Source organism: Streptomyces sp. 11x1 (assembly GCF_032598905.1).
Classification (GTDB): domain Bacteria; phylum Actinomycetota; class Actinomycetes; order Streptomycetales; family Streptomycetaceae; genus Streptomyces.
Genome location: NZ_CP122458.1, coordinates 9583611 through 9605074, shown reverse-complemented (window position 1 = coordinate 9605074; position 21464 = coordinate 9583611). Strand labels below are relative to the sequence as shown.

The 21464-nt window shown below is 70.0% G+C and carries 19 protein-coding genes and 2 pseudogenes; 11 read left to right on the top strand and 10 right to left on the bottom strand.

All coding sequences use genetic code 11. The features are described from left to right. Positions 1–631 precede the first annotated feature (631 nt). From P8T65_RS42190 to P8T65_RS42175, 4 genes are all read left to right on the top strand, one after another. Complete coding sequence (locus tag P8T65_RS42190) at positions 632–1063, top strand: STAS domain-containing protein (protein WP_316730743.1); 432 nt, start codon at positions 632–634, stop codon at positions 1061–1063. Between the two features lie 11 nt (positions 1064–1074). After that, positions 1075–1725 carry a hypothetical protein gene (locus P8T65_RS42185; RefSeq protein ID WP_316730742.1) on the top strand — a complete coding sequence of 217 codons (651 nt, stop codon included), beginning with the start codon at positions 1075–1077 and terminating at the stop codon, positions 1723–1725. Beyond that, the gene (locus P8T65_RS42180; protein ID WP_316730741.1) at positions 1722–2483 is read left to right on the top strand and encodes a GAF and ANTAR domain-containing protein; all 762 of its coding nucleotides are present in this window, start codon (positions 1722–1724) and stop codon (positions 2481–2483) included. The genes P8T65_RS42185 and P8T65_RS42180 overlap by 4 nt, the downstream gene beginning before the upstream one ends. Positions 2484–2562: 79 nt before the next feature. After that, positions 2563–3279 carry a GAF and ANTAR domain-containing protein gene (locus tag P8T65_RS42175; RefSeq protein ID WP_316730740.1) on the top strand — a complete coding sequence of 239 codons (717 nt, stop codon included), beginning with the start codon at positions 2563–2565 and terminating at the stop codon, positions 3277–3279. Positions 3280–3918: 639 nt separating this feature from the next. Here P8T65_RS42175 and P8T65_RS42165 read toward each other — a convergent pair. The 4 genes and pseudogenes from P8T65_RS42165 to P8T65_RS42150 form a co-directional block, all read right to left on the bottom strand. After that, the gene (locus tag P8T65_RS42165; RefSeq protein ID WP_316731890.1) at positions 3919–4425 is read right to left on the bottom strand and encodes a YhjD/YihY/BrkB family envelope integrity protein; all 507 of its coding nucleotides are present in this window, start codon (positions 4423–4425) and stop codon (positions 3919–3921) included. 89 nt (positions 4426–4514) lie between these two features. Beyond that, complete coding sequence (locus tag P8T65_RS42160) at positions 4515–4871, bottom strand: PRC-barrel domain-containing protein (RefSeq protein WP_316730739.1); 357 nt, start codon at positions 4869–4871, stop codon at positions 4515–4517. Between the two features lie 286 nt (positions 4872–5157). Continuing rightward, positions 5158–5442, bottom strand: coding sequence for a hypothetical protein (locus P8T65_RS42155; RefSeq protein ID WP_230216373.1), 285 nt, complete (start codon positions 5440–5442; stop codon positions 5158–5160). A gap of 1280 nt (positions 5443–6722) precedes the next feature. After that, positions 6723–7094 (bottom strand): annotated as a pseudogene (locus P8T65_RS42150) (DUF6328 family protein); the annotation flags it as partial. A gap of 384 nt (positions 7095–7478) precedes the next feature. Here P8T65_RS42150 and P8T65_RS42145 point away from each other — a divergent pair. After that, entirely contained in the window at positions 7479–7850 is a 372-nt protein-coding gene (locus P8T65_RS42145; RefSeq protein ID WP_316730738.1) for a hypothetical protein, read from the top strand. A gap of 197 nt (positions 7851–8047) precedes the next feature. On the opposite strand, the gene P8T65_RS42140 is transcribed toward P8T65_RS42145, so the two are convergent. Further along, positions 8048–8914, bottom strand: coding sequence for a UbiA family prenyltransferase (locus tag P8T65_RS42140; protein WP_316730737.1), 867 nt, complete (start codon positions 8912–8914; stop codon positions 8048–8050). Between the two features lie 150 nt (positions 8915–9064). Between P8T65_RS42140 and P8T65_RS42135 the strand changes: the two genes are divergently transcribed. Genes P8T65_RS42135 through P8T65_RS42125 form a run of 3 tightly spaced genes read left to right on the top strand, consistent with a single transcriptional unit; the run spans position 9065 to position 11711 of the window. Further along, positions 9065–10123 (top strand): 3-oxoacyl-[acyl-carrier-protein] synthase III C-terminal domain-containing protein, encoded by a 1059-nt coding sequence (locus P8T65_RS42135; RefSeq protein WP_316730736.1) that lies wholly within the window; start codon positions 9065–9067, stop codon positions 10121–10123. Positions 10124–10161: 38 nt separating this feature from the next. Beyond that, positions 10162–10701, top strand: a complete 540-nt coding sequence (locus P8T65_RS42130) for an isoprenylcysteine carboxyl methyltransferase family protein (RefSeq protein ID WP_230216365.1) — start codon at positions 10162–10164, stop codon at positions 10699–10701. Further along, positions 10698–11711 (top strand): NAD(P)/FAD-dependent oxidoreductase, encoded by a 1014-nt coding sequence (locus P8T65_RS42125; protein WP_230216363.1) that lies wholly within the window; start codon positions 10698–10700, stop codon positions 11709–11711. The genes P8T65_RS42130 and P8T65_RS42125 overlap by 4 nt, the downstream gene beginning before the upstream one ends. 347 nt (positions 11712–12058) lie before the next feature. On the opposite strand, the gene P8T65_RS42120 is transcribed toward P8T65_RS42125, so the two are convergent. Continuing rightward, complete coding sequence (locus tag P8T65_RS42120) at positions 12059–12481, bottom strand: secondary thiamine-phosphate synthase enzyme YjbQ (protein ID WP_316730735.1); 423 nt, start codon at positions 12479–12481, stop codon at positions 12059–12061. Between the two features lie 391 nt (positions 12482–12872). Between P8T65_RS42120 and P8T65_RS42115 the strand changes: the two are divergent. Beyond that, positions 12873–13501: pseudogene (locus P8T65_RS42115) on the top strand (ATP-binding cassette domain-containing protein). Then, positions 13498–14574: an NAD(P)-binding domain-containing protein gene (locus P8T65_RS42110; protein WP_316730734.1), complete on the top strand. Its 1077-nt coding sequence runs from the start codon at positions 13498–13500 to the stop codon at positions 14572–14574. Before P8T65_RS42115 ends, P8T65_RS42110 begins: the two are co-directional and overlap by 4 nt. Before the next feature lie 65 nt (positions 14575–14639). On the opposite strand, the gene mltG is transcribed toward P8T65_RS42110, so the two are convergent. Together mltG and P8T65_RS42100 are read right to left on the bottom strand one after the other, a co-directional pair. Then, a complete protein-coding gene (gene mltG / locus P8T65_RS42105) occupies positions 14640–15536 on the bottom strand; it encodes an endolytic transglycosylase MltG (RefSeq protein WP_316730732.1) in 897 nt (298 codons plus the stop codon). 53 nt (positions 15537–15589) lie between these two features. Continuing rightward, a complete protein-coding gene (locus tag P8T65_RS42100; RefSeq protein WP_316730731.1) occupies positions 15590–17494 on the bottom strand; it encodes an ABC transporter ATP-binding protein in 1905 nt (634 codons plus the stop codon). Between the two features lie 137 nt (positions 17495–17631). Here P8T65_RS42100 and P8T65_RS42095 point away from each other — a divergent pair, with 137 nt between their 5' ends. Further along, positions 17632–18087 carry a MarR family transcriptional regulator gene (locus P8T65_RS42095; RefSeq protein ID WP_316730730.1) on the top strand — a complete coding sequence of 152 codons (456 nt, stop codon included), beginning with the start codon at positions 17632–17634 and terminating at the stop codon, positions 18085–18087. 97 nt (positions 18088–18184) lie between these two features. Here the strand turns inward: P8T65_RS42095 and P8T65_RS42090 are convergent, their stop codons facing one another. Both P8T65_RS42090 and P8T65_RS42085 read right to left on the bottom strand, forming a co-directional pair. Beyond that, entirely contained in the window at positions 18185–19612 is a 1428-nt protein-coding gene (locus P8T65_RS42090) for a cation:dicarboxylate symporter family transporter (protein ID WP_316730728.1), read from the bottom strand. A gap of 144 nt (positions 19613–19756) precedes the next feature. Beyond that, complete coding sequence (locus tag P8T65_RS42085) at positions 19757–21427, bottom strand: peptide-N4-asparagine amidase (RefSeq protein ID WP_316730726.1); 1671 nt, start codon at positions 21425–21427, stop codon at positions 19757–19759. Positions 21428–21464 lie beyond the last annotated feature (37 nt).

Below are 21464 nucleotides of genomic sequence, written 5' to 3'. Positions count from 1 at the left end.
CGCATGAAACCTCCCGAGTGGGGCGGCCTGGCCGCCCCAGACCGTCTGGGGCGACCTGCTCCCCGCCCATGCCTCGCGCCCGGGGAGGTTGAGACGCTGGTGGACCAAGCGGGCGAAGTGGCTCAAGGCGCGCCCGGTGGCCAAGCCCTCCAAGGCGAGGCGGACGGCGAAAAGATCACGGGCGCTGACAGGTCTGCCGCCAGTTGACGGCACACGGCATCGCCACGTCCTCTCTCGGCCGCCGCCCCAGCACTCTCGTGCCGCACTCGCCCGTACCTCACAGTGCGGATATGCGGACCACCGCTTTCGGCACCGTCCACATCCTGGGGAATGGGCGGCTTCCGGCCGCCCACCGGACCGAGTGAAGGACTATGCTGCTGTGCAGGCGTCCCAGACCCCGGCGGCTTGTCGTTGCTCGACACACATGGCTGCGAGGAACGGACCTGTCGTCCGTCACCCGGCGCATCCCTGGAGGGAACTGGGTGGGGCCGCTGTCATGTCACACAGGCTGTGGGACCTACCGTTGTTCCACCTCCGCCGAACGTACGCCCCTCCCGACAGCACACCAAGAGGCCGGGAATCCCGGCGTCACGCGTGCGCTGCCGCATGGTCTTCCGAACCGAGGCGTCACATGCCCCTTCCGCAGCTCACCGTCTACCGCCGTGCCCGAAGGCACCGGGCACTGATCACCCTGGCCGGTGAGATCGACCTGGAATCGGCGCCACTGGTGCGCGCGGCACTGGCGCGGTGTCTGGACGACGGTATCCGCGTCATCGACGTCGACCTCACCCCCGTCACATTCTGCGACTGCAGTGGTCTCAACGTCTTCCTCCACGCCGCGCACAAGACCACCGAGGCCGGCGGGACCCTGGCACTGCACCACCCGCCACCAAGCCTGGGCCGGATACTCAACCTCACCGGCTACGGGTTCCTGCTCCTTGGCCTGCCGTTCGGGCCCCTGCCACCTCCTCTCGCGGGCGCGGGGTCCCCAGACCCGCCCGCCGAAGCTCCGCCGCACCGGCATGATCCGCCTGTGCCTGTCCTCTCGGGCGAGGGGCGGTGACGGCCCGGCCCATGCGGGGGCAGCCGTACGGGCCCAGTGGCGGCGAGTCGCCCGCACTGGACGCGGTGCGGTTGCGTCGGGTGAACCGCTGGCAAGCGCAGGGCCTCGGCGGGGAACTGGCGGATCTGTACGTGGCCTCCCGTGAGACGTCTCCCCTTGAGACCTACCGTGCTCCCGGCCGCGAGGACTTCCTGAACCGTCTCACCGGCGACATCCGCCGGCCGGGGTTCGCCATGGTGATCGCAGAAACGGATGGCCTGGTGGGATGCGCCTTGGGCTTCCCGGTGCGCGGCGACGGCCTCTGGTGGCTGGGGTTCGACGGGGCACTGCCGCGCAGCATCGAGCAACTCACCGCATCGGGCGGAGTCTTCGCGATCACCGACATCCTGGTCCGCCCGCACCCGCAGGACGAGCACGTGGCCCGCCGGTTGCAGGAGCGGCTGCTGACAGATCACCAGGCGTCGCTCGGCGCAACCTTGGTGGACCGGGCTGATCGCCCGACTCTCACTGCGCTCCGTTCCTGGGGATGGCTGGACGTGGGAGAGATCTGGAGGCCGGTCAGCACCACGCTGCTCAGGGTGCTGGTCCTTCCCGTCGGGGAACGTACCACGGCGAGGCTGGAGGGCCTGGCGCACGATGTCCGGACGCGGCGGCCCGCGTGAGGTCCGACAGCCGCTCGGCCCGTATCCAGGCGCTGGTCGCCGAGCAGGCGGCCCGACGCGGCGCCCGGGTCGGCGTGGTGGACGTGTGCACCGCGGCCGTGGCCGCGCTCCCAGTCGGCGGTGCCGGAGTATCCGCGATGTCCCGGACCACGACGAGCCATCCCCTGTGCAGCACCGACGACATCAGCGAGCAGTTGGAGGAGCTCCAGCTCACCCTGGGCGAGGGACCCTGCGTCGACGCCTTCACACAGGGTTCCGCCATCCTGACACCCGATCTGCTGACACACGCGATGCAGGACCGCTGGCCCGTGTTCGCCGATGCGGCGTTGGAAGCCGGGGCACGCGCAGTGTTCGCACTCCCCCTGCAGCTAGGGGCGATCAGCCCGGGAATCCTGGACCTGTACGCCAACGTGCCGACCGTGCTGGACGCGGAGGAGTTGGCCGACGCGCTGGCCTTCGCCGATCTCGCAACGCTGCTCCTGCTCGATGGCCGGATCGAGGAGACGGGCACGCCGACCGGCGGACCGTTGCCGGACCGTGGCTTCGAGGACCTGGGCGGATACCGCCCGGAGATCGACCAGGCCGCCGGCATCCTCACCGTCCAACTCGGCGTCGGCATCGACGAAGCCTTCGTCAGGCTCCGCGCCTACGCCTATACCCAGGGACGCCGACTCCCCGAGGTGGCCGCCGACGTGGTGGCCCACCGGCTTCGCTTCTCCCCCGACGCGGAACCGAGAGGGACCGACGATGAAACCTGACGCACCCGTGCCGACCTACGAACGTGCTGCACTTCCCGCCCCCTCCCGGCGGGACCAGTCTCCATCAAGGGTGTTCACGATGAATCAGCAGCTTCTGGCCAAGACCTTCGTCGAGCTGGCGGACAACCTGGTCGCCGACTTCGACCTGATCGACTTCCTGCGCCTGCTCACCGACCGCTGCGTGGGCATGCTCGGCGCCAGTGCGGCCGGGGTGCTGCTCGCGGACCGCGACGGCGAACTCCGCGTCATGGCCGCCTCCGACGAACAGGTACGCCTGCTGGAACTCTTCCAACTCCAGAACGACGAGGGCCCCTGCCTCGAGTGCTTCCGCGCCGGCACACAGGTGATCGTCCCCGACCTGACCCGGGAGGTCGACCGCTGGCCACGCTTCGTCGCGGCGGCCCACCGCAGCGGATTCGGGGCCGTCCAGGCCCTGCCCATGCGCCTGCGCGACGAGGTCGTCGGCGCCCTGAACCTCTTCCGCGCCGCCCCCGGCCCCTTCGACCCGTCCGCCACCCTCGTCGCCCAGGCCCTCGCCGACGTCGCCACCATCAGCCTCCTGCAACAACGCACAACCCACCGCAGCACCGTCCTCAACGAACAGCTGCAGACCGCACTCAACAGCCGGGTCCTGATCGAACAGGCCAAGGGGAAACTCGCCGAACGCCAGAGCATCGACATGGAGCAGGCCTTCACCGCACTGCGCGGCTACGCCCGCGCCCACAACCGACGCCTGTCCGACGTCGCCCGCGCCTTCATCGACGACTCCGAACCCCTCCCCGGCCTGGTGGTCTGACACCGTCGCCGAGACGGTGACCGCACACAGCCGGCCGAGCACGAACCACGCTCGGATCACGGGCCGTGCGTCTGGAGACGCGGTGCTGCTGGTGCGCCGCTGCCGGCTGACGCCCGCTGTGGTGCGCCGTCGGCTGCGGGGCTGATCCCGGGCTCCGGGCACTGGCCCTCGGCTGTCTCGCCGGACCACACCACCGTCCCCGCTGCTGTCGCTGTCCAAACGCGCAGTACAGCAGCCTGGCCATGAGGTTGATCCACAGCACGATGGCGACCGGCACGGCGAAGGCGCTGTACATGCTCTTCGCCGCAACGCCCTGCCCGGTCAGCAACCACTTGAGCAGTTCGAGGCCCGCCGCACCGGTCATCCCGGCGACTACGACCGCACGTCGGTCGGGATGCACCCGCGGCAGCCGGGTGAGCATGTAGACGAGCAGCATGAAGTCGACAACAGGACGATGGCCAGGCCGGCGAAGAACAGCAGGGCCCGTCCCGCCCGCGATACCCGGCCTTGTCGACGGCCCGGCCGACGGCACTGTTCGCGAGCATCGCACTATCGGTCGCGACCAGCCCGACCGCGCCGAGACCGACCAGCACAACGGAGTCCTGGAACTTGAGCAGGAACAGATTGCCCGGGTCCTGCTTATTTCTCCCCCACTGCACGTAGGCAGCCGCGCACGGCGCCGACCCAGTTGATGCCGATCACAAGCAGCAGCGCGCCCACGATCAGCCCGGCGGATCCGGCATGTGCAACGAGACCGTCCAGGTCCAGCAGGCCAGAGAGGCCTGGCGCCTGGGCGGCGATCTTGTCCTCGAGTTTCCCCAGCTGGTCGTCGCTCAGCAGCTTGGCACCGATCGCCGCGCCCACGGTGATCAGCGGAAAGAGCGCGACGAAGCTGGTGAAGGTGACGGCCGAGGCAAGCCGGGCCCAGTGGACGGCATCCAGCCGCTCGTACGCCCGCCAAGCGTGCGTACGCATCAGCTTTCCGAGCACAGGCAGCCCTCTCGCTGGAACAGGCACCAAGGCCATCAGCATGCCGCGCACCTGGTCGATCACCGAACCGCTCGCCAACGCACGGCCCAACTGCTCGTCCCTGGAACGTAGTTCGAAGATCTCGGTCAGTAGAGCCGTTTTCTCCGCCGAAGCCACGGCCGTCAACAGCCGCTGTTCTTCGCGGGGGCGTGGCCAGTTGGCGCATGGTGCGTATTTCACAGGGCAGTCGTTCTGTCCGTAGGTGGTCAGCGGCGCGCCAGTTGCCGTTCTCCGGCCGCACCGGGCGCGTAGGCCAGTCCGTAGTGCTTGAAGATCGCTTCCTCCTGCTCGGCGGGCAGCACGTCGTCGGTGCCGATCGAAGGCGCCTGCTTCACCAGCGTTCTGACATAGCCGACCCTGAGATAGCCCGGGCCGACGATCGCGTCCTCGATGGGAACGAAGAGCAGTCGGTGCCGGGTGGGCAGTCCGGTCCGTACCGTGGCCATGGCCGACTCGTCAGTGGTGGTGTCCACATACACCGCCTCAAGGACACCGATCTTGCGCGACTCGGCGTCGACAACATCGCGGTTGCGCCACTCGCGGACGTCGGCTGCGTGAATCATGGCCTTCCCTTTCCGGTCGGCTCGTCTGTCGGTCGTGAGTCGCGGCCCCGGTCTTCCGCGTAAAGCCGCAGCAGCGCATCCCGCAGCGCCCGCTGCATCAGCCGCGAGAGCGGCTCACCCTCCCGGGCGGCGACCACTGCCGCAGCCCACTTCCGGAAGTCTGGTGTCGCACTGCCGTGACATGTCCACCAGCAGGTTCCTGGCCGGCATGGCATCTGCCTCTCCACGATTTCCGCGCGTCCGGTGTGGCTGAAGCCGCCCTGGAATCTCCGGATGTCGGGCAACTTCAGCGCTCACCGCGGCGTTCATGGTCCCGACGGTCCTCGCGCCTCCAGCGCGCCCGGTGCCGGCGGCTGTATCGACGGTCCCAGCGGTCCTGACGATCCCGGCGGTGCTCGTAGTCCCGATAGTCCCCGAGATCGGAACCGTCGCCACGGATCCAGCCTCCCCCGCGATCGCGACCGTGGCGGGTGGCGCCGAAGACCAACACTGCTGCGGCCACCCACCAGATGGGGTCGAGAAAGCCGAAGCCGAACAAGACCACGATCAGGATGAGAAGCAGAACGAACACGGCGGGCCTCCCCAGAGCGGAACAAAGCATCACTGCCGGGGGCCGGGGCGTGTACGAACAGACTAGTCCTCCCCAGAGGTTGTGGACAGCGGCCCACGTCAGCGTCTTCCGCCGGGACCGGATGGCCACTTGACGTCTGTCCAGGGAGTGCGGCGAGGGCTAGCGTGTGCGCTACGGCCCGAGCCCCCGGCAGCGTCGATCACCCTTTTCGCGCTCCTTCGAGGGCGCACCTGGCGCATCAGTGCCGGTACCTGCCCCGTTCGCCAACGGGCCGCTCTCGCACTCGCCGTCGCTACGCGATCCCGGCGCAGCCTCGATGCGCCCCATTGCGGGCACCGTCCATCCGCTGCCCGCCATGTCGCACGTATCCACCGACAGGCGATACACATGTACGCACTGATCGTTCCCGCTTCGACCCCCTTCGTCCTGCTCGCCACCGTGATGGCCCTGTCCTGGTGGGAGGACCGCGTCCTGCCTGCGCCGCCGGCCGAGTCGCTCGACGCTCCTGCCGCGGCTCCGTTCACCCCGGCCGCCGCTGCCGAGCACGCAGAATTCCCCGTGCCGACACCGCGTTGGCAAGGTAGGTTGCCAGACGTTGACTGACAACACGGCGTAGGGCCATGCCACCCCACATCACTCGGGCGAAGCATTCCACCTTCCCGCTTCGCCCGGACCCGCGGAACCAGGAAATCCCCGCGATCTGGAGGCCCGGCCATGATGTTCTGGATTCTTCTCCTTCTGCTGATCGCGGCAGTGTTCGGGTTCGGCTTCACCATGCAGACCCTTTGGTGGGTCGCTGCCGTCCTGCTGGTCGTATGGATCGTTGGCTTCGCGATGCGCGGGCGCGGCGGTAGCAGCGCAGGTACAGCCTTGGGTAGTCCGTTCCGGAGCTCGATCCTGCCCGCGGGAACAGCCGCCTGTACGGCGATCACACGCGGGAACCCACTCACCGGACAAGCAGGCGGTCGACCATGAGCGTCGGACGGATAATCAAGCACAAGACACAGGCATTCACGGGCCGGATCACCGAACCGCATCGGCCGGACCACCCGCAACAGGCGACCGCATCGGCACGACAGGACCGACCAGGTCACCGGAAACCTGAAGCAGTCCGGCGACAAGGCCAAGGACGCCTCCAGTCTGTGGCCACGATCGCCCCGGGCCGTCTCCACGTTGCGTGGACACCGCCCGGAAGGCTCCAACACTCAATCGCCTGACAAAAATTGACGGCAATGAAGCAGACCGACCTGCGCACCGAGAGCCAAAGAAGGCAGCCATGTCACGCCCTCGACGCGGCCGAGCACCACGTCGACGACGAGCAGTACGGAGCCAGTGAGGGCCAGCATCAAGACGCTCATACCCTCCCCCGCGAGCCGTGAAGAGACGCATGACGCCCTCGGGCTTGGCCCCGCGCTGAAACAGAGTGCGATGCAAGACGGCCGGCGCGGTGAACAGAGCCGCCGCGAGCAGCACCGGCGTGACGTACATGGTGCGCTGCGTCGTATCGAGCAGGGGAAGCGGGCGGTGAAGGCCAGTGTCAGCAGAAACGCGAACGGGATCTGGGCCCCGGTCTGGATGATCCTCAGCTCCGCGAGCAGCTCGCCCGGCCGGGCGAGGTCCTCGTCGACAGCGACGACGGTGCGACGGCCCAACGCAACGGCCGCGCGCTGGAAGACGTGATCGAAGAAGAGTCACAGACCCTGGACGGAGTCTCGCGGGCTCCCGTGCGGCTGGCGGGCCGGCGTACTGCTCCGGTCGCACGAGTGCGACTGTGGCCGGAGCCTCACGGGGAACCAGAGCGGCCCCTGGGGTCGACCCAGCCGGGAAACGCTCGCACGCGCACGAGACTCGGCGGGCCTGGACCCTCTCCCGTCGAAGGTCCGCCTCCGGGAAGTCCGTCACGGCGCCCATCGCGTCGACCAGGAACCCTTCACCGCATACCAGGACGGAATCTCGCCGAACCCGCGGGGATGGTCCGCGTCCTGGCCGGGCGTGGCAGCCCTCGGGCATGCCACCGTCCGCTGTAGAGAGTGGGCATGATTCTCAAGCATCCGTCCGACCGCGGAGGCTCGCGGAGCAAGCCGTTTGAGACGCTGGCCGAGAATGCCTCACGGTTCACCAGTTCAGCAACGTTCTTCGGGATCTGCCTGATCCTGGTCGCCGTGGCTGTCACGCTGCACGTGATCGGCCTGCCGATCACGTGGCTCCTGTTCGTGGGCGAGGCAATGTCGGCGGTGACCCTGCTCCTGGTGGCGCAGCTGAAGAACTCCGAACTGCGGGCCGAACGCGCCGCCCAGCGCAAGCTGGACGCCATCGCAGCAGCCCTGCTGGAAGGGCAGGAGGGCGGCGGCCCTGGAGAAGCACACCAGAAACTACGGTCCGCCCTCGGCAGGGAAGCAAACTCCTGATGCGCCCGGCTGTCGCGCGCTTGCCCCGTTTCATGACCTGTCCGGTCCGGGTGATGCCGTGCCAGGGCACCGGGATGGGTCCGGCTTGCGAGGCACAGCTGGTGTCACCAGGAACCGCAGCTCACGCTCGGCGAAGGGCCGTGAGTGGACACCTTCATCCGCAGGGGGCGGGGCTGACGGCCGGCGAAGCGGCAGGGTCAGGCGATTCCGGTGCCGCGCAGCAGCAATGCCACGTCCACCACCGCCACGGCGACCGCTGCGGCGAACGCCGCCCGCTCCCGGCGGCGTCCCAGCACCGTCCCAGCCATCGCGACCAGGACGGCCACCGCGAGCGCCGCCACTCCCCACCTGCCGGGTGGTCCGGCGGGCCCCAGCGCCAGAACCGCGGACGCTGCCACCAGCGGCACCGGCAGGAGCAGCCGGGTGCCGTCCGGGCCCAGCCGGTGCGGCCATCCCCGTACGCCCGTCGCCAGATCTCCGCGGATGTCCGGCAGTACGTCTCCCAGATGGGCGCCGACCCCCAGTAGGGCCCCGGCGGTTACCGCCCACCAGGCCGGCCACGGCTGCCCCGGCAGCCCCAGCGCCACGAACGCCGGGAGCGCGGCGAAGCCCACCGCGTACGGTGCCCAGGACCATGCGGTCGCCTTGAGCCGCAGGTCGTAGGCCCACGCCGCCGCGACTCCGGTCAGGTGAACGGCGCCCGCCCACAGGCCACAGGCGAGCGAGAGCGGCACGCACAGCGCCAGCGCGGCATACGCGGCCACCCAGACCTCCGTCACACCGACCGCCCCGTCGGCGACCGGTTTGCCGCGGCGGTCGGCGGCGATGTCCCGGCGCGCGTCGAACGCGTCGTTGCACCAGCCGACGGACAGCTGCCCGGTCAGAACGGCGGCGGCGGTCAGGACACCACGCGCGGCGCTCTGGCCGGCGGTGACGGCCAGAGCGGCCATCAGGGCGGTGACCGCCACGACCGGCCCGGGGTGGCACGATCCGGCCAGGCCGCCCACCCGGACGGCCCAACTCACGGCCGGGCCGCCGGCCGTCGACTGTTCGGGAGTGCCCACCCGGCCGATCGTAGGCGGCCCCGGCCCCGTCCGGCTGGAGCACGCGCCCCAGGGAGGAACGGCCGGACGGGCGATTCATGGTGTCGAAGCCCCGGCCCGGGGAACACGTGGGGAGCGACTCACCCGAGTTGACAACCCGACGGGAACGATATGACGCGGATCGCCGCCGTTCACGGTGCCCTCGCACCGCACCGTCGCACCCAGTCCGAGATCACCGACATGGTGGCCCGCACCTGCCTGCCAGAGGGCGCCGACCGCCGGGTCCTGGACCGGCTGCACCGCAGCGCGAAGGTCCGCTCGCGCCACTTGACGCTGCCGCTCGAACGGTACGGGGAGCTGGACGGATTCGGCGCCTCCAACGACGTCTTCATCGCCTCGGCCACCGACCTCGGCGCCAAGGCCGTCCGAGACGCACTGCACCTGGCCGGGCTGTCCGCAGCCGACGTGGACCTGCTGATCTTCACCTCCGTCACCGGCATCGCCACCCCTTCGATCGACGCACGGCTGGTCGGCCGCCTCGGACTGCGGCCGGACGTCAAACGGCTGCCCCTGTTCGGCTTGGGCTGTGCCGGCGGCGCCGCCGGCCTGGCCCGTATGCACGACTACCTGCTGGGCCGGCCCGACCACGTCGCGGTGCTGCTGTCGGTCGAACTCTGCTCGCTCACCTTCCAGCGCGACGACGCCTCCATGGCCAACCTGGTCGCCACCGCACTGTTCGGCGACGGCGCCGCCGCGGTCGTCGCCTGCGGCGCGGACCGTCAGGAGGAGACATCCGGCCCGACGATCGTGGACACGCGCAGCCATCTGTATCCGGACACCGGGCGCGTCATGGGCTGGGACATCAAGGACTCCGGCTTCCAGGTCGTCCTCGACCCGCAGGTTCCCGATGTGGTGCGCGGCTACCTCGCCGATGACGTCGGGGGGTTCCTCGGCGACCACGGGATCAAGCCCAAGGACGTGACCGCCTGGGTCTGCCACCCGGGTGGCCCCAAGGTCCTGGAAGCCGTCACCGAGGCCCTCGGCCTGCCGGAGGAGGCGCTCGATGTGACCTGGCGTCACCTGGCCGACGTGGGCAACCTGTCCTCGTCGTCGGTGCTCCACGTACTGCGCGACACCCTGGCCGAACGCCGCCCGCCGCCGGGCACGCCGGGTGTGCTGCTGGCGTTGGGGCCCGGCTTCGCCTGCGAACTCGTCCTACTGCGCTGGTAGTTCGGACCGTTGAAGGACACGAAGGGCACGAAGGGCACATGATCTGGTACGGACTGTTGGTGGCCGCCGTCGCCGGTGAGCGCGTCGCCGAACTCGTCGTCGCCCGCCGCAACGAGCGGTGGAGTACCGCCCGCGGCGCGAGGGTGACCGGGCAGGGCCACTACCCGGCGATGGTCGCCCTCCACACAGGCCTGCTGATCGCCTGCCCGGCCGAGGTGTGGCTGGCCGACCGGCCCTTCGTACCCGCCCTGGCCTGGCCGATGCTGGCCGTGCTGGCGGCCTCCCAGGCACTGCGATGGTGGTGCATCAACGCACTGGGACCCCGCTGGAACACCCAGGTGATCGTCGTACCCGGCCTGCCGCTGGTGACGAGCGGCCCCTACCGGTGGCGGTGGCTGCGGCATCCGAACTACGTGGCCGTCGTCGCCGAGGGCGTGGCCCTGCCACTCGTCCACACCGCCTGGATCACCGCGGCCGTGTTCACCGTACTCAACGCCGTCCTGCTCACTGTGCGCATCCGCTGCGAGAACCGGACGCTGACCGCCGCGGCCAGACCGACCACACCCGCTCCGGCGTGATCGACGTACTGGTGGCCGGCGGTGGGCCGGCCGGTCTGGCCACTGCCATCCATGCCGCGCTCGCCGGCCTGGAGGCCGTCGTCGTCGAACCCCGGACCGGGCCCGTGGACAAGGCCTGTGGCGAAGGAGTCATGCCCGGCGGTGTCGCCGCGCTGCGGGCACTGGGCGTCGAGGCCGGTGGCCGCGAACTGCGCGGCATCCGCTACGTGGACGGCGCCGTCCGGGCCGAAGCGCCCTTCCGCGACCACAGCGGGCTGGGGATCCGCCGTACGACGCTCCACTCCGCCTTGTACGAGCGCGCTCTCGGCCTCGGCGTGCGCATGCTGCCGGGCAAAATCGGCGAGGTGCGCCAGAGCGCGTACACGGTCACCGCCGCCGGGATCACGGCCCGTTGGCTGATCGCCGCCGACGGCCTGCACTCCCGGGTGCGCCGCCGCCTGGGGCTGGAACTACCGGGCCGCCCCCACGGCCGCTACGGACTGCGCCGGCACTACCGCGTCGAACCGTGGACGGACTTCGTGGAGGTTCACTGGTCCCGGCACGGCGAGGCCTATGTGACACCGGTCGGCGACGACCTGGTGGGCGTCGCGGTCCTCAGCCGCAGGCGTCGCGGGTACGACGAGCACCTGGCCGCCTTCCCGGCTCTCACCGCGTCGCTGCGCGGCCCGGCCGCGACGGAGGTACGCGGCGCCGGACCACTGCGGCAGCGGGTGCGGCGCAGAACCGCCGGCCGTGTCCTGCTCGTCGGCGACGCCGCAGGGTATCTGGACGCCCTCACGGGCGAGGGCATCGCCCTCGCGCTGGCGACGGCCGGGGCAGCTGTCCGCTGCCTGGCCGCCGGGCGACCGGAGGAGTATGAGCGCGCTTGGGCCCGGTTGACCCGACGCCACCGACTGCTGACCGGAGCCCTGCTGACCGCGAGCCGCCGTCCTGGCACGGCCCGCCTCATCGTCCCCGCAGCGTCCCGCATGCCTCCGGTGTTCTCAGCCGCGGTCCACGCACTGCAGTAGTGGTCCGGCCTTGGACTCACGAGCAGCGGATTCCATCCTCTGAACCGAAGTTGGAGCTCCGACACCCCTCAAGGAACGTTTCCGTAGTTCAGGGCCCGTCTAGAGTGCGGCGGGTCGGACGCGAACCCACGGCCGACGGATTATGAGCCGCTGCCCTGCTCCACGCCGAAAGTCGCTCCCTCCAGGCTTCCCGGTCGTCGGCATGCAGCCAGCCGACCGTGAAGGCGCTGACAGACCTCCTGCAGGATTCAGCAGGCGCGCCAAGCCCAGGGGGAACAGTTCCCCAGCCCCGCTCCTTGCCCCATTCGGTGCGGCCGGACTTTTCCCCTACAGTCCCACCAGGGCACCTAACCGAGGAAGCTCAACCGAACCAGACGGTCGGGATTGTCCCGGTTCGTGTCCACCAGGCACACCGACTGCCAGGTCCCCAGTTCCAGCCTGCCGTCGATGACCGGCAGTGTCGCGTGGGGCGGGACGATGGCGGGGAGGACGTGGTCGCGGCCGTGGCCGGGGCTGCCGTGGCGGTGCTGCCAGCGGTCGTCGGCGGGCAGCAGGGTGCGCAGGGCGGCGAGGAGGTCGTCGTCGCTGCCGGCGCCCGTCTCGATGATGGCGATGCCGGCCGTGGCATGCGGGACGAAGACGTTGAGGAGGCCGTCCCGGCCGGCCGCGGCCTCGCGGAGGAACGCCTCGCAGTCTCGGGTGAGGTCGACGATCCGCTCGCGAGAGCCGGAGGCGACGTTCAGTACTCGGGTGGTGAGGGCATCGGACATGGTTCCATCCTCGCGCACCGAGTGGGTGTCGGCGGGGACACGCCGACGCGGGAGTGACCAGCCGCCGTGACCAGCCGCCCCGCAAACGGCCCACACCTTGAAACAAGGCGCCCACTTCGCGAGACCCCATTGACCGTGTGCGGACCGGCTGGCTGACTTCCCCGCATGTCGCGTTCAGCCCTGCTCACTTCGCGCGGTCACATCGACCTGCTGCGGGCGGCCTTCGCCGCGTGTCGTCGCGGCCGCTGACGCCTCTTCGTTTCGTTCCCGGCGCCCGGAAAACCTCCCGCGCACCCACGTACCTTCGCCGCGGCATTGCGCGCAGGGCGCCGCCCTCCGCCTCCCCCAGAGCTGGATTCCCGCCACAGGAGTCCCTCGGAAGGCTGCTGCCATGGCATCCGCGCGCCACGCCGTGCACGTAGAAGGGCTCACCCGTTCCTTCGACGGCCGAGCCGTCATCGGCGGGCACCGACTCCGCGTCCAGTACGGCGAGTTCGTGGCCCTGCTGGGCCGCGACGGCTGCGGCCGGTCCACTCTGCTCCGTGTCCTCGCCGGGCTCGACCGCGACATCTCCGGCACCGTCCTGGTGCCGCGCCGCAAGGCTGCCGTGCTCCAGGCACCGCGGTCGGCGCCGTGGAGACACGTGCGGCGCAAGGCCCTGCCCGGGCGGGCGGTGGCCCAGGAACCCGAACTGCTGCTCATCGCGAGCCGTTCGACGGGCTCGACGCCGCGGCCCGCGGCAGGGTGCGGCGTCAGGTGAGCGAGTTGTGGCAGCGGCACGGCTGAGCTGTGCTCCTCGCCACGCAGGACGTCGAGGACGCGTTACTGCTCGCCGACCGTGTCCTGGTGATGGACGCGGGCGTCACCGCGTACGAGACACCGGTCGGCCTGGGGCGCCCCCGTGACCTCGCCGACCCCCGTTTCGCCGAGCTGCGCGGACAGCTCCTGGAACGGCTGGCCACCACGGCGGCAGGACCCCTGGGAAGATCCGGCCCCCTCTCCCCGTTGGTAGAAGCATGAACGACATGCGTGAGGTCGAGGTGGTCGTCATAGGTGCCGGCCAGGGAGGTCTGGCCGGCGCCTATCACCTGCGCCGCACCGGCTTCGAGCCGGAGCGCGACTTCGTGGTGCTGGACCACTCCCCCGCGCCGGGCGGCGCCTGGCAGTTCCGCTGGCCGTCGCTGACGTACGGCAAGGTGCACGGGATGCACGCGCTGCCCGGTATGGAGCTGACGGGAGCCGATCCGGACCGGCCGTCCTCCGAGGTCGTCGGGGAGTACTTCGCCGCCTACGAACGCACCTTCGACCTGCGGGTACGGCGCCCCGTGGACGTCCGCGCGGTACGGGAGGGCGAGGGCGGGCGGCTGGTCGTCGAGACCTCGGACGGTTCGTGGTCGACACGGACGCTGATCAATGCAACGGGGACGTGGGACCGGCCGTTCTGGCCGCGCTACCCGGGACAGGAGACCTTCCGGGGACGGCAGTTGCACACCGCCCAGTACCCCGGACCTGAGGGGTTCGCAGGCCTTCGGGTGATCGTCGTCGGCGGAGGCGCATCCGGGACCCAGCACCTGCTGGAGATCGCGCCGTACGCCGCCGCGACGACCTGGGTGACGAGGCGTCCGCCCGTGTTCCGCGAGGGACCGTTCGACGAGGGTGCGGGACGGGCGGCGGTCGCCCTGGTGGAGGAGCGGGTGCGGCAGGGGCTGCCGCCGAGGAGTGTCGTGTCGGTGACGGGGCTGCCGCTCAACGACGCGATCCGGCAGGGCATCGCTGACGGCATCCTGGACCGGTTGCCGATGTTCGACCGGATCACCCCCGACGGCGTGGAGTGGGACGACGGCCGCCGGGTGGACGCCGACGCCGTCCTCTGGGCGACCGGCTTCCGAGCCGCCGTCGACCACCTGGCCCCGTTGCGGCTGCGCGAGCCCGGTGGCGGCATCCGCGTCGACAGCACCCGAGCGGTCGCCGACCCCCGTGTCCACCTGGTCGGCTACGGCCCCTCGGCGAGCACGATCGGCGCCAATCGGGCCGGCCGTGCGGCCGTACGGGACATCCGGCGGCTCCTGGCGAACGAACCGGCCGCCGCCTGACGTCCCGACCGACCGGCCGGGCTCTCAGCTCGGCCCCGCCCTCTCGGCTCGGCCGACCCCTCGGTTCAGCCGGTCGCGGGTGAAGTCGAGGCCGAGGGCGATCCGCTGACCGCCCCGGCCCCCGGTGACGCCGCCTTCCTGCGGTTCTGGTTGAACTCGGCGACGTTGCGCAGGTGTTCCTGGTAGTTCGCCGTGAAGCGGGTGTCGCCCGGCTTGACCGTGACGGAGTACAGCCAGTCGCCGGACGTCGGGTTGACGGCCGCACGCATCGCCGCCTCACCCGGGTTGGCGATCGGGGTGGGCGGCAGCCCCATGCGCCGGTACGAGTTGTAGGGGCTGTCGATCTTCGTGTCGTCGACGGTGGTGCTCAGCGTGGAGCGGTTCAGGGCGTAGTTGATGGTGGAGTCCATCTGCAGCGGCATACCGCGCTCCAGCCGGTTGAAGATGACCCGGGCCACCCGGCCCATGTCCTCCTCGGTGGCCGCCTCGGCCTGGATGATGCTCGCGATGGTGACCGCCTGGTAGACGTTCATCGCGTTGCGCTGGGCCCCGGCCGTGACCTGACCGCCGTTGAACTTCTTGTTCGCGGTCTCGACCATGACCGCCAGCAGGGACTCGGGGGTCGACTTCTCCCGAAGCGGATACGTCGCCGGGAAGAGATAGCCCTCGGGGTTGCCCTCGGCGTCGTCGGGCAGCATCAGGCTGGCCTTGGACAGCGACTTCCGGGTGGATCCGGCGGGCAGCGCGAGGGCCTTGTCGACGGCTTCGTAGACCTGGCCGGAGCGCCAGCCCTCCGGGATCACCAGGGACGTCGGGCGCTCGTCCGCGCCGCCCCCTCCCCCCACGCTCAGCAGCGGCACCGCCACGGCGGTGGCCGCCACGACGGCCCCGGCCGCGATGAGGGCGGTCCGGCCCCGACGCGTCAGTCGAATCGTGCTCCGTGGCGGAGTGTTCATCTGCATGCGGGCACGGTAACCCGTATATCACCTCAAAACCGGCATAAAACGGCATATCTTCATCTTGTCGGCTCCAGTTTCGGCATCTTGGCCACTTCCCGGGCGGGCTTCAGCCGCGCGTCCCGCCGGACCAGCGCCGCGTACCGCCCACCGCTCTCCAACAGTTCCTCGTGCGTACCGCGCTCGACGGCACGCCCCGAGTCGAGCACGACGATCTGGTCGGCACCGCGGACGGTGGAGAGCCGGTGCGCGATGGTGACGGTGGTGCGGTTGGCGGAAAGGGCGTCGATGGCCTCCTGCACCGCGTGCTCGGTACGGGTGTCCAGCGCGCTGGTCGCCTCGTCCAGGATGAGGACCGGCGGGTCGCGCAGGATGGTCCGGGCGATGGCGAGCCGCTGCTTCTCCCCGCCGGAGAAGCGGTGGCCGCGCTCACCGACGACGGTGTCGTACCTGTCGGGCAGGGCCGCGATGTGGTCGTGGATCTGGGCCGCCCGCGCGGCCGCGTACAGCTCCTCGTCGGTGGCGTCCGGCTTGGCGAAGCGCAGGTTGTCGGCGACCGAGGCATGGAAGAGGTACGTCTCCTGCGAGACGACGCCGATGCCCCGGGCCAGCGTGTCGAAGTCCAGGTCGCGGACATCGACGCCGTCGAGGGTGACCCGGCCGCCCGTGACGTCGTACAGCCTCGGCACCAGCGCGCCGAGCGTGGACTTGCCGGCACCGGTCGGCCCGACGACGGCGAGGCTGCCGCCTGCCGGAACGGTCAGGTCGATGCCGTCGAGGATGGGGCGCGGCTTCGCTTCGCCGCCGGGGCTGCCGTTCCTGCTGAGGCCACCGGGGCTGCCGGGGCCGCCAGGGCCGTCCGCGTCGTAGCGGAACTCGACGTTCTCGAAGCGGAGTTCGCCCTTGATCCGGTCGAGGTGGACCGGGTGCTCGGACTCGGTGATGTCGATCGGCAGGTCGAGGTACTCGAAGATCCGCTGGAAGAGGGCGAGCGAGGCCTGGATCTGGACACCCGTGGACAGCAGGCTGACGGTCGGCCGGAACAGGTTCTGCTGCAGCGAGACGAAGGCGACAAGCGTGCCTACGGAGACGGACGGGCCGCCGAGCTGGAGCGCGATGCCGGCGGTCCAGTAGATGACGGCCGGCATGGCGGCCATGACGACGGTGATGATGGCCATGCGCCAGCGCCCGGCCATGTTGGCCCTGACCTCCAGGTCGACGAGCCCCTCGGACTCCTCGGCGAAGGACTTGGTGAGCGAGTCGGCGCGGCCCATGGTGCGTCCGAGCAGGATGCCGCTGACGGAGAGCGACTCGGTGACCGTCGCGGCCATGGCGGCCATCTGGTTCTGCCGCTGAGTGGTGATCTTCTTGCGCTCGTCTCCGACCCGGCGACTTATCCACACGAAGAGCGGCAGCAGAAGCAGGGTGACCACCGTGAGCCGCCAGTCCAGGGCGACCATCGCGACTACGGTGGCGACCACGCTGGTGGTGTTGGACACCAGGGAGGTGGCCGTGGAGGTGACGGTCGCCTGCATACCGCCGATGTCGTTGGCGATGCGGGACTGGACCTCACCCGTCCGCGTCCGGGTGAAGAAGGCGAGCGACATCCGCTGCAGTCGGCCGTAGACGGCGGTGCGCAGATCGTGCATGACCCGCTGGCCGACGGTCGTGGAGATCAGCGTCTGCAGGACACCGAAGATGCTGGTCAGGACGGCACTCAGGATCATCCCGAGGGCCAGCAGGCTCAGCAGCCCGGTGCGGCCCTCGGGGATCGCGGTGTCGAGGATCTCCTTGAGGAGGAAGGGCGTGGCGACCGACGCGAGCGACGCGGCGCCGACGAGCAGTCCGACGATCGCGAGCCGACCCCGGTAGGGGCGGAAGAGCTTCAGGATGCGGCGTACCTGTCGGGGCTGGTCGCGTGTGTCGGCGGACGGTGCCCGGGTGGGTTCGTGGTCGGGATGCATGGGCTCCTACGGGAGGTGAGGCAGATGGGGAGGTGCGAGGTGAGTCGTGATGACGAGGACGACTTCCGAAGCCTTGCGGAGCTTAGCTCATTGTTACCTATACTCACAATGAACATCGTCCTGATATTGTTCCCGGTATGACCGACCCCGACGGCGACGGACCGCTCGCCGAGCAGCTGCTGCGGCTCACCCGCCGTGTGCACCGCATCCAGAAGCGCCATCTCCAGCAGAGCGGGTTGGAGATCACCCCGGCGCAGTCGCGACTGCTGCGCACCCTCGCCCACTACGACACGCCGCCGCGGATGGCCGATCTCGCCGAGCGGCTGGAGGTCGTGCCGCGGGCCGTGACGACCCTGGTCGACGCGCTGGAGGAGAGCGGGCGTGTGCGCCGGGCGCCCGATCCCACCAACCGGCGAGTCATCCGGATAGAGGTCACGGACGAGGGCCTCAAGGTCCTGCGGGAGCTGCACCACGCGCGCCGCTCGGCGGCGGAGGAGATCCTGGCGCCGCTGTCGGACGATCAGCGGGGGGTTCTCGAAGGCTTGCTCGACACGCTGGTCGACGGCGCGCCGACGGCGGAGCGGCGCTGCTGAGCGGCAGCGCTGAACAGGCGCACACGAAAGGGCCCGGCGCGGAGTTCTGCGCCGGGCCCTTTCTATGCGACGTGTGGGGAGTGCGGAGCAGGAGAGATCAAGCCTCCGCTTTGGAGAGAGCGGGAGCCTCCGGCTTCGCGGAAGTGGTCCCGGACGCGTCGTCGTCCTCCACGAACTCGATCTCTTCGTCGTCCTCCACGAACTCGATCTCGTCGTCGTCCTCCTCCACGAACTCGATCTCGCCGTCGAGCATCTTCTTGGCCCGGTCGGTGTCCAGCACGCCTTCCCACTTCGAGACCGCGAAGACGGCGACACAGTTGCCGAGCAGGTTGGTGGCGACGCGCATCGAGTCCATGATGCGGTCGACCCCCAGGAGGAGGGCGACGGCACCGGCCGGGATGGCGCCGAGCGAGGCGGCGGTCGCCGACAGCGCGAGGAAGGCCGAACCAGGGATGCCCGCCATGCCCTTGCTGGTCAGCATGAGGACCAGGATGACGGTGACCTGCTGGCTCAGACTGAGGTCCACTCCCACGGCCTGCGCGATGAACAGGGTGCCGATGGAGAGGTAGATGGACGCGCCGTCCAGGTTGAAGGAGTACCCGGTGGGCAGCACCAGTCCCACGGCGTCGTCACGGGCTCCGGCCTGCCTCAGCTTCTGCATCATGCGCGGCATGACGGACTCACTGGAGGCCGTACCGAGCGCGAGCAGCATCTCCGCCCGGGTGTAGCGGACGAACTTCCACAGGCTCAGCCCGGTCATCAGCTTCAGCGCGACGCCCAGCAGCACCAGAAACACCGCGGCGACGGCGTAGCAGAGGATGATCAGCTTGGCGTAGGTCTTCATCACGCCGAGGCCGTACTCACCGACCAGGTGCACCATCGCGCCGAACACGGCGAGCGGGGCCAGCTTCATGACGAAGCCGACGATCGCGAAGATGACCTCCTGAGCCTGCTCGATGGCGGGCAGGATCTTCGGCACCTTGGTGTGACCGAGGTGCAGCAGCGCGGCGCCGGTGAGGCAGGCGAGCACGAGCACCTGGAGCAGCGCGTTCTCGGCGAACGCACCGATCGCGCTCTGCGGCAGCGCGTTGAGGATGAACTCGCTCGTCGTGGGCAGCTCACCGCCGGCGGTCTTCGCGTCGACCGCCGAGGTGTCGAGCTTCGTGGGGTCGACGTTCATGCCCGAGCCGGGGCCGAACACGTTGGCGGCGATCAGGCCGATGAGCAGCGCGGCCGTCGAGGCGATCTCGAACCAGATCAGGGCCTTGAGCCCGATCCGCCCGAACGCCTTCAGATTGCCGGCCTTGGCGATACCGACGACGACCACACAGAACACCAGCGGCGAGATGACGGTCTTGATGAGCCGGATGAATCCGTCGCCGAGCGGTTGGAAGGTCGTGGCCGTGTCCGGCCACAACCTTCCGACGACGATTCCGAGCACAAGCGCGACTGCGACTTGCGCGAACAGTGAGGTACGCAGCATGCGTGCGACGCGTCGCGGCAGGGACGGTACGGACTGCGGCACGGGCACTCCTCCGAGGGATCTTTCTGACATGCGGAAAAGAACTTCCGCGTCGATCACTATCGGGGAGGCGTCGCTCGTGGGGAAGACCGCCGTGTTTCGCCGAGGTAAATCATCGAACAGCCGTCACATCGCACGCGTGGGGCATCAGCAGCCCGTACGGTTCACCGTCAGCACTCCCTGCACGGAGACCAGCGAGCGGTCGTAGCAGCCGTCCGACCCGTACGTCCGGTAGCGCTCGCTCGTCGTCCCGACGGCGTGCCGCTGGTCGCGCGGTACGTTCGCCGTGTACGTGGCATCACCGGTGTAGGTGTCGTCGAGCCGGGACCACGCCGTGCGCCGCCCGCCGTGCGTCTCGGTGACGGTGGCCCGGTCGCCGAGCGTGAGCACGGTCCGCAGCCGGTCTCCCGCCCCGAGCGTGGTCGTTCCGTCCATCGTGTACGACCGCTGGACACGCGTCGTCCGGTCCTGACCACGACCGCCTCGGACCCCGCGCCCACTCACGGTGACCGTCTCGTCGTCACTCCACCTCGCGTCGAGCGCGTCGGGGTTCTCGCCGTCCGACCAGGTGTGCGTGGAGGTGTTGAGGAGACTGCGGCGGACGGTGGTCGTGACCCGGCCGTGGGAGGTGTCGACGTACCCGGCGACGGTCAGCCGATGGCTCCCCTCGCTGTCGAGGCGGTGCTCCGCACCCGGCGTGTACGTGGACGCGTTGGCGAAGTCGCCCTCCCGCACCTTCGTGAGGGCACCGGTGACGCGCTCCTTCTTCTCGTCCTGCCAGACGAGGACGTTGACCGGGGCGCTCCAGCCGCTCTGCCCCTCGGGCACACCGGCGACGGACACCTCGATCCGGTGCGGGCGCCCGTCGTTGAGGAGTCCCGCGAAGGGGGTGAGGTCGTAGCGAAGAGGCTGGACGTCGAAGGCGCGGGGACCGGGGACGACGTACCAGAGGAAGGGGTTGGACCAGCCGCCGGTCCACACGTTCGGGAACGGCGCGGCGATTCCGGCCAGTTGCCCGTCCACCGAGATCCGCACCTCACGGTAGGGTCCCTCGTCGGCCTTGCAGGAGTACGGCGCCTCATCGGGCACCGTCAGATACCAGTACTCCTCGCAGCCGCCGCCGGACCCGGTCGCGTACACCTCGGCGATGACGCGCTCGCTGTTGCGCGGGGTGGTGAGGGCGGTGCCGTCCTGAAGCGTGAGGACGCGGTCGGGGACGGTGCCCGCATTCCCAGCATCGGGCCTGCCGACGTAGAAGGTGAGCGTGACCTCGACGTCGAGGACGCCGGTGTACGTGTCGTCGACGACGTTGCCGATGAGCATCTCGACCGGCTGCTCCGTGCGCAGGGTGTCGCTGTAGCGCGTGACGTCCTTCTCCACGGACCACGCGATGCCGTCGGGCGAGGGTTGCGGGGTGGACGTCCTGAACACCTCGACGCCGCCGATGTGCAGATGCCCGAGGCGGTCGAACTGGCGGCCCTTCACCTTGCCGTCGAGCCGCAGGACGACCTTGCTCCATCTCTTCCCGCACTCCGCCGGCGGCGTGTAGGCCCCCCGGTACGGCGTGAAGTCCCTGAACTGCGCCTCGGCGACCGTCACTTCGCACGACCTCGTGTTCTCGGGTCGGGAGACGGGCGGCGCGGCGGTCATCGGATCGTGCCAGTCGGTCCCGAACTCGGCGGGGACGGTGGTGGATCCATCGGTCTGGTAGGGGGCGGCGCCGGGAGTGGCGGCGGAGTGGGCGGGGGTGGCCCCGAGGAGGGTGCTCGCCAGGAGGGTCGCCCCGGCGAGCATGGACATGATGATCCGGCTTCTCATGGCCGGAGTTCTACGGGGAGTCGACACCCCGCCGCAA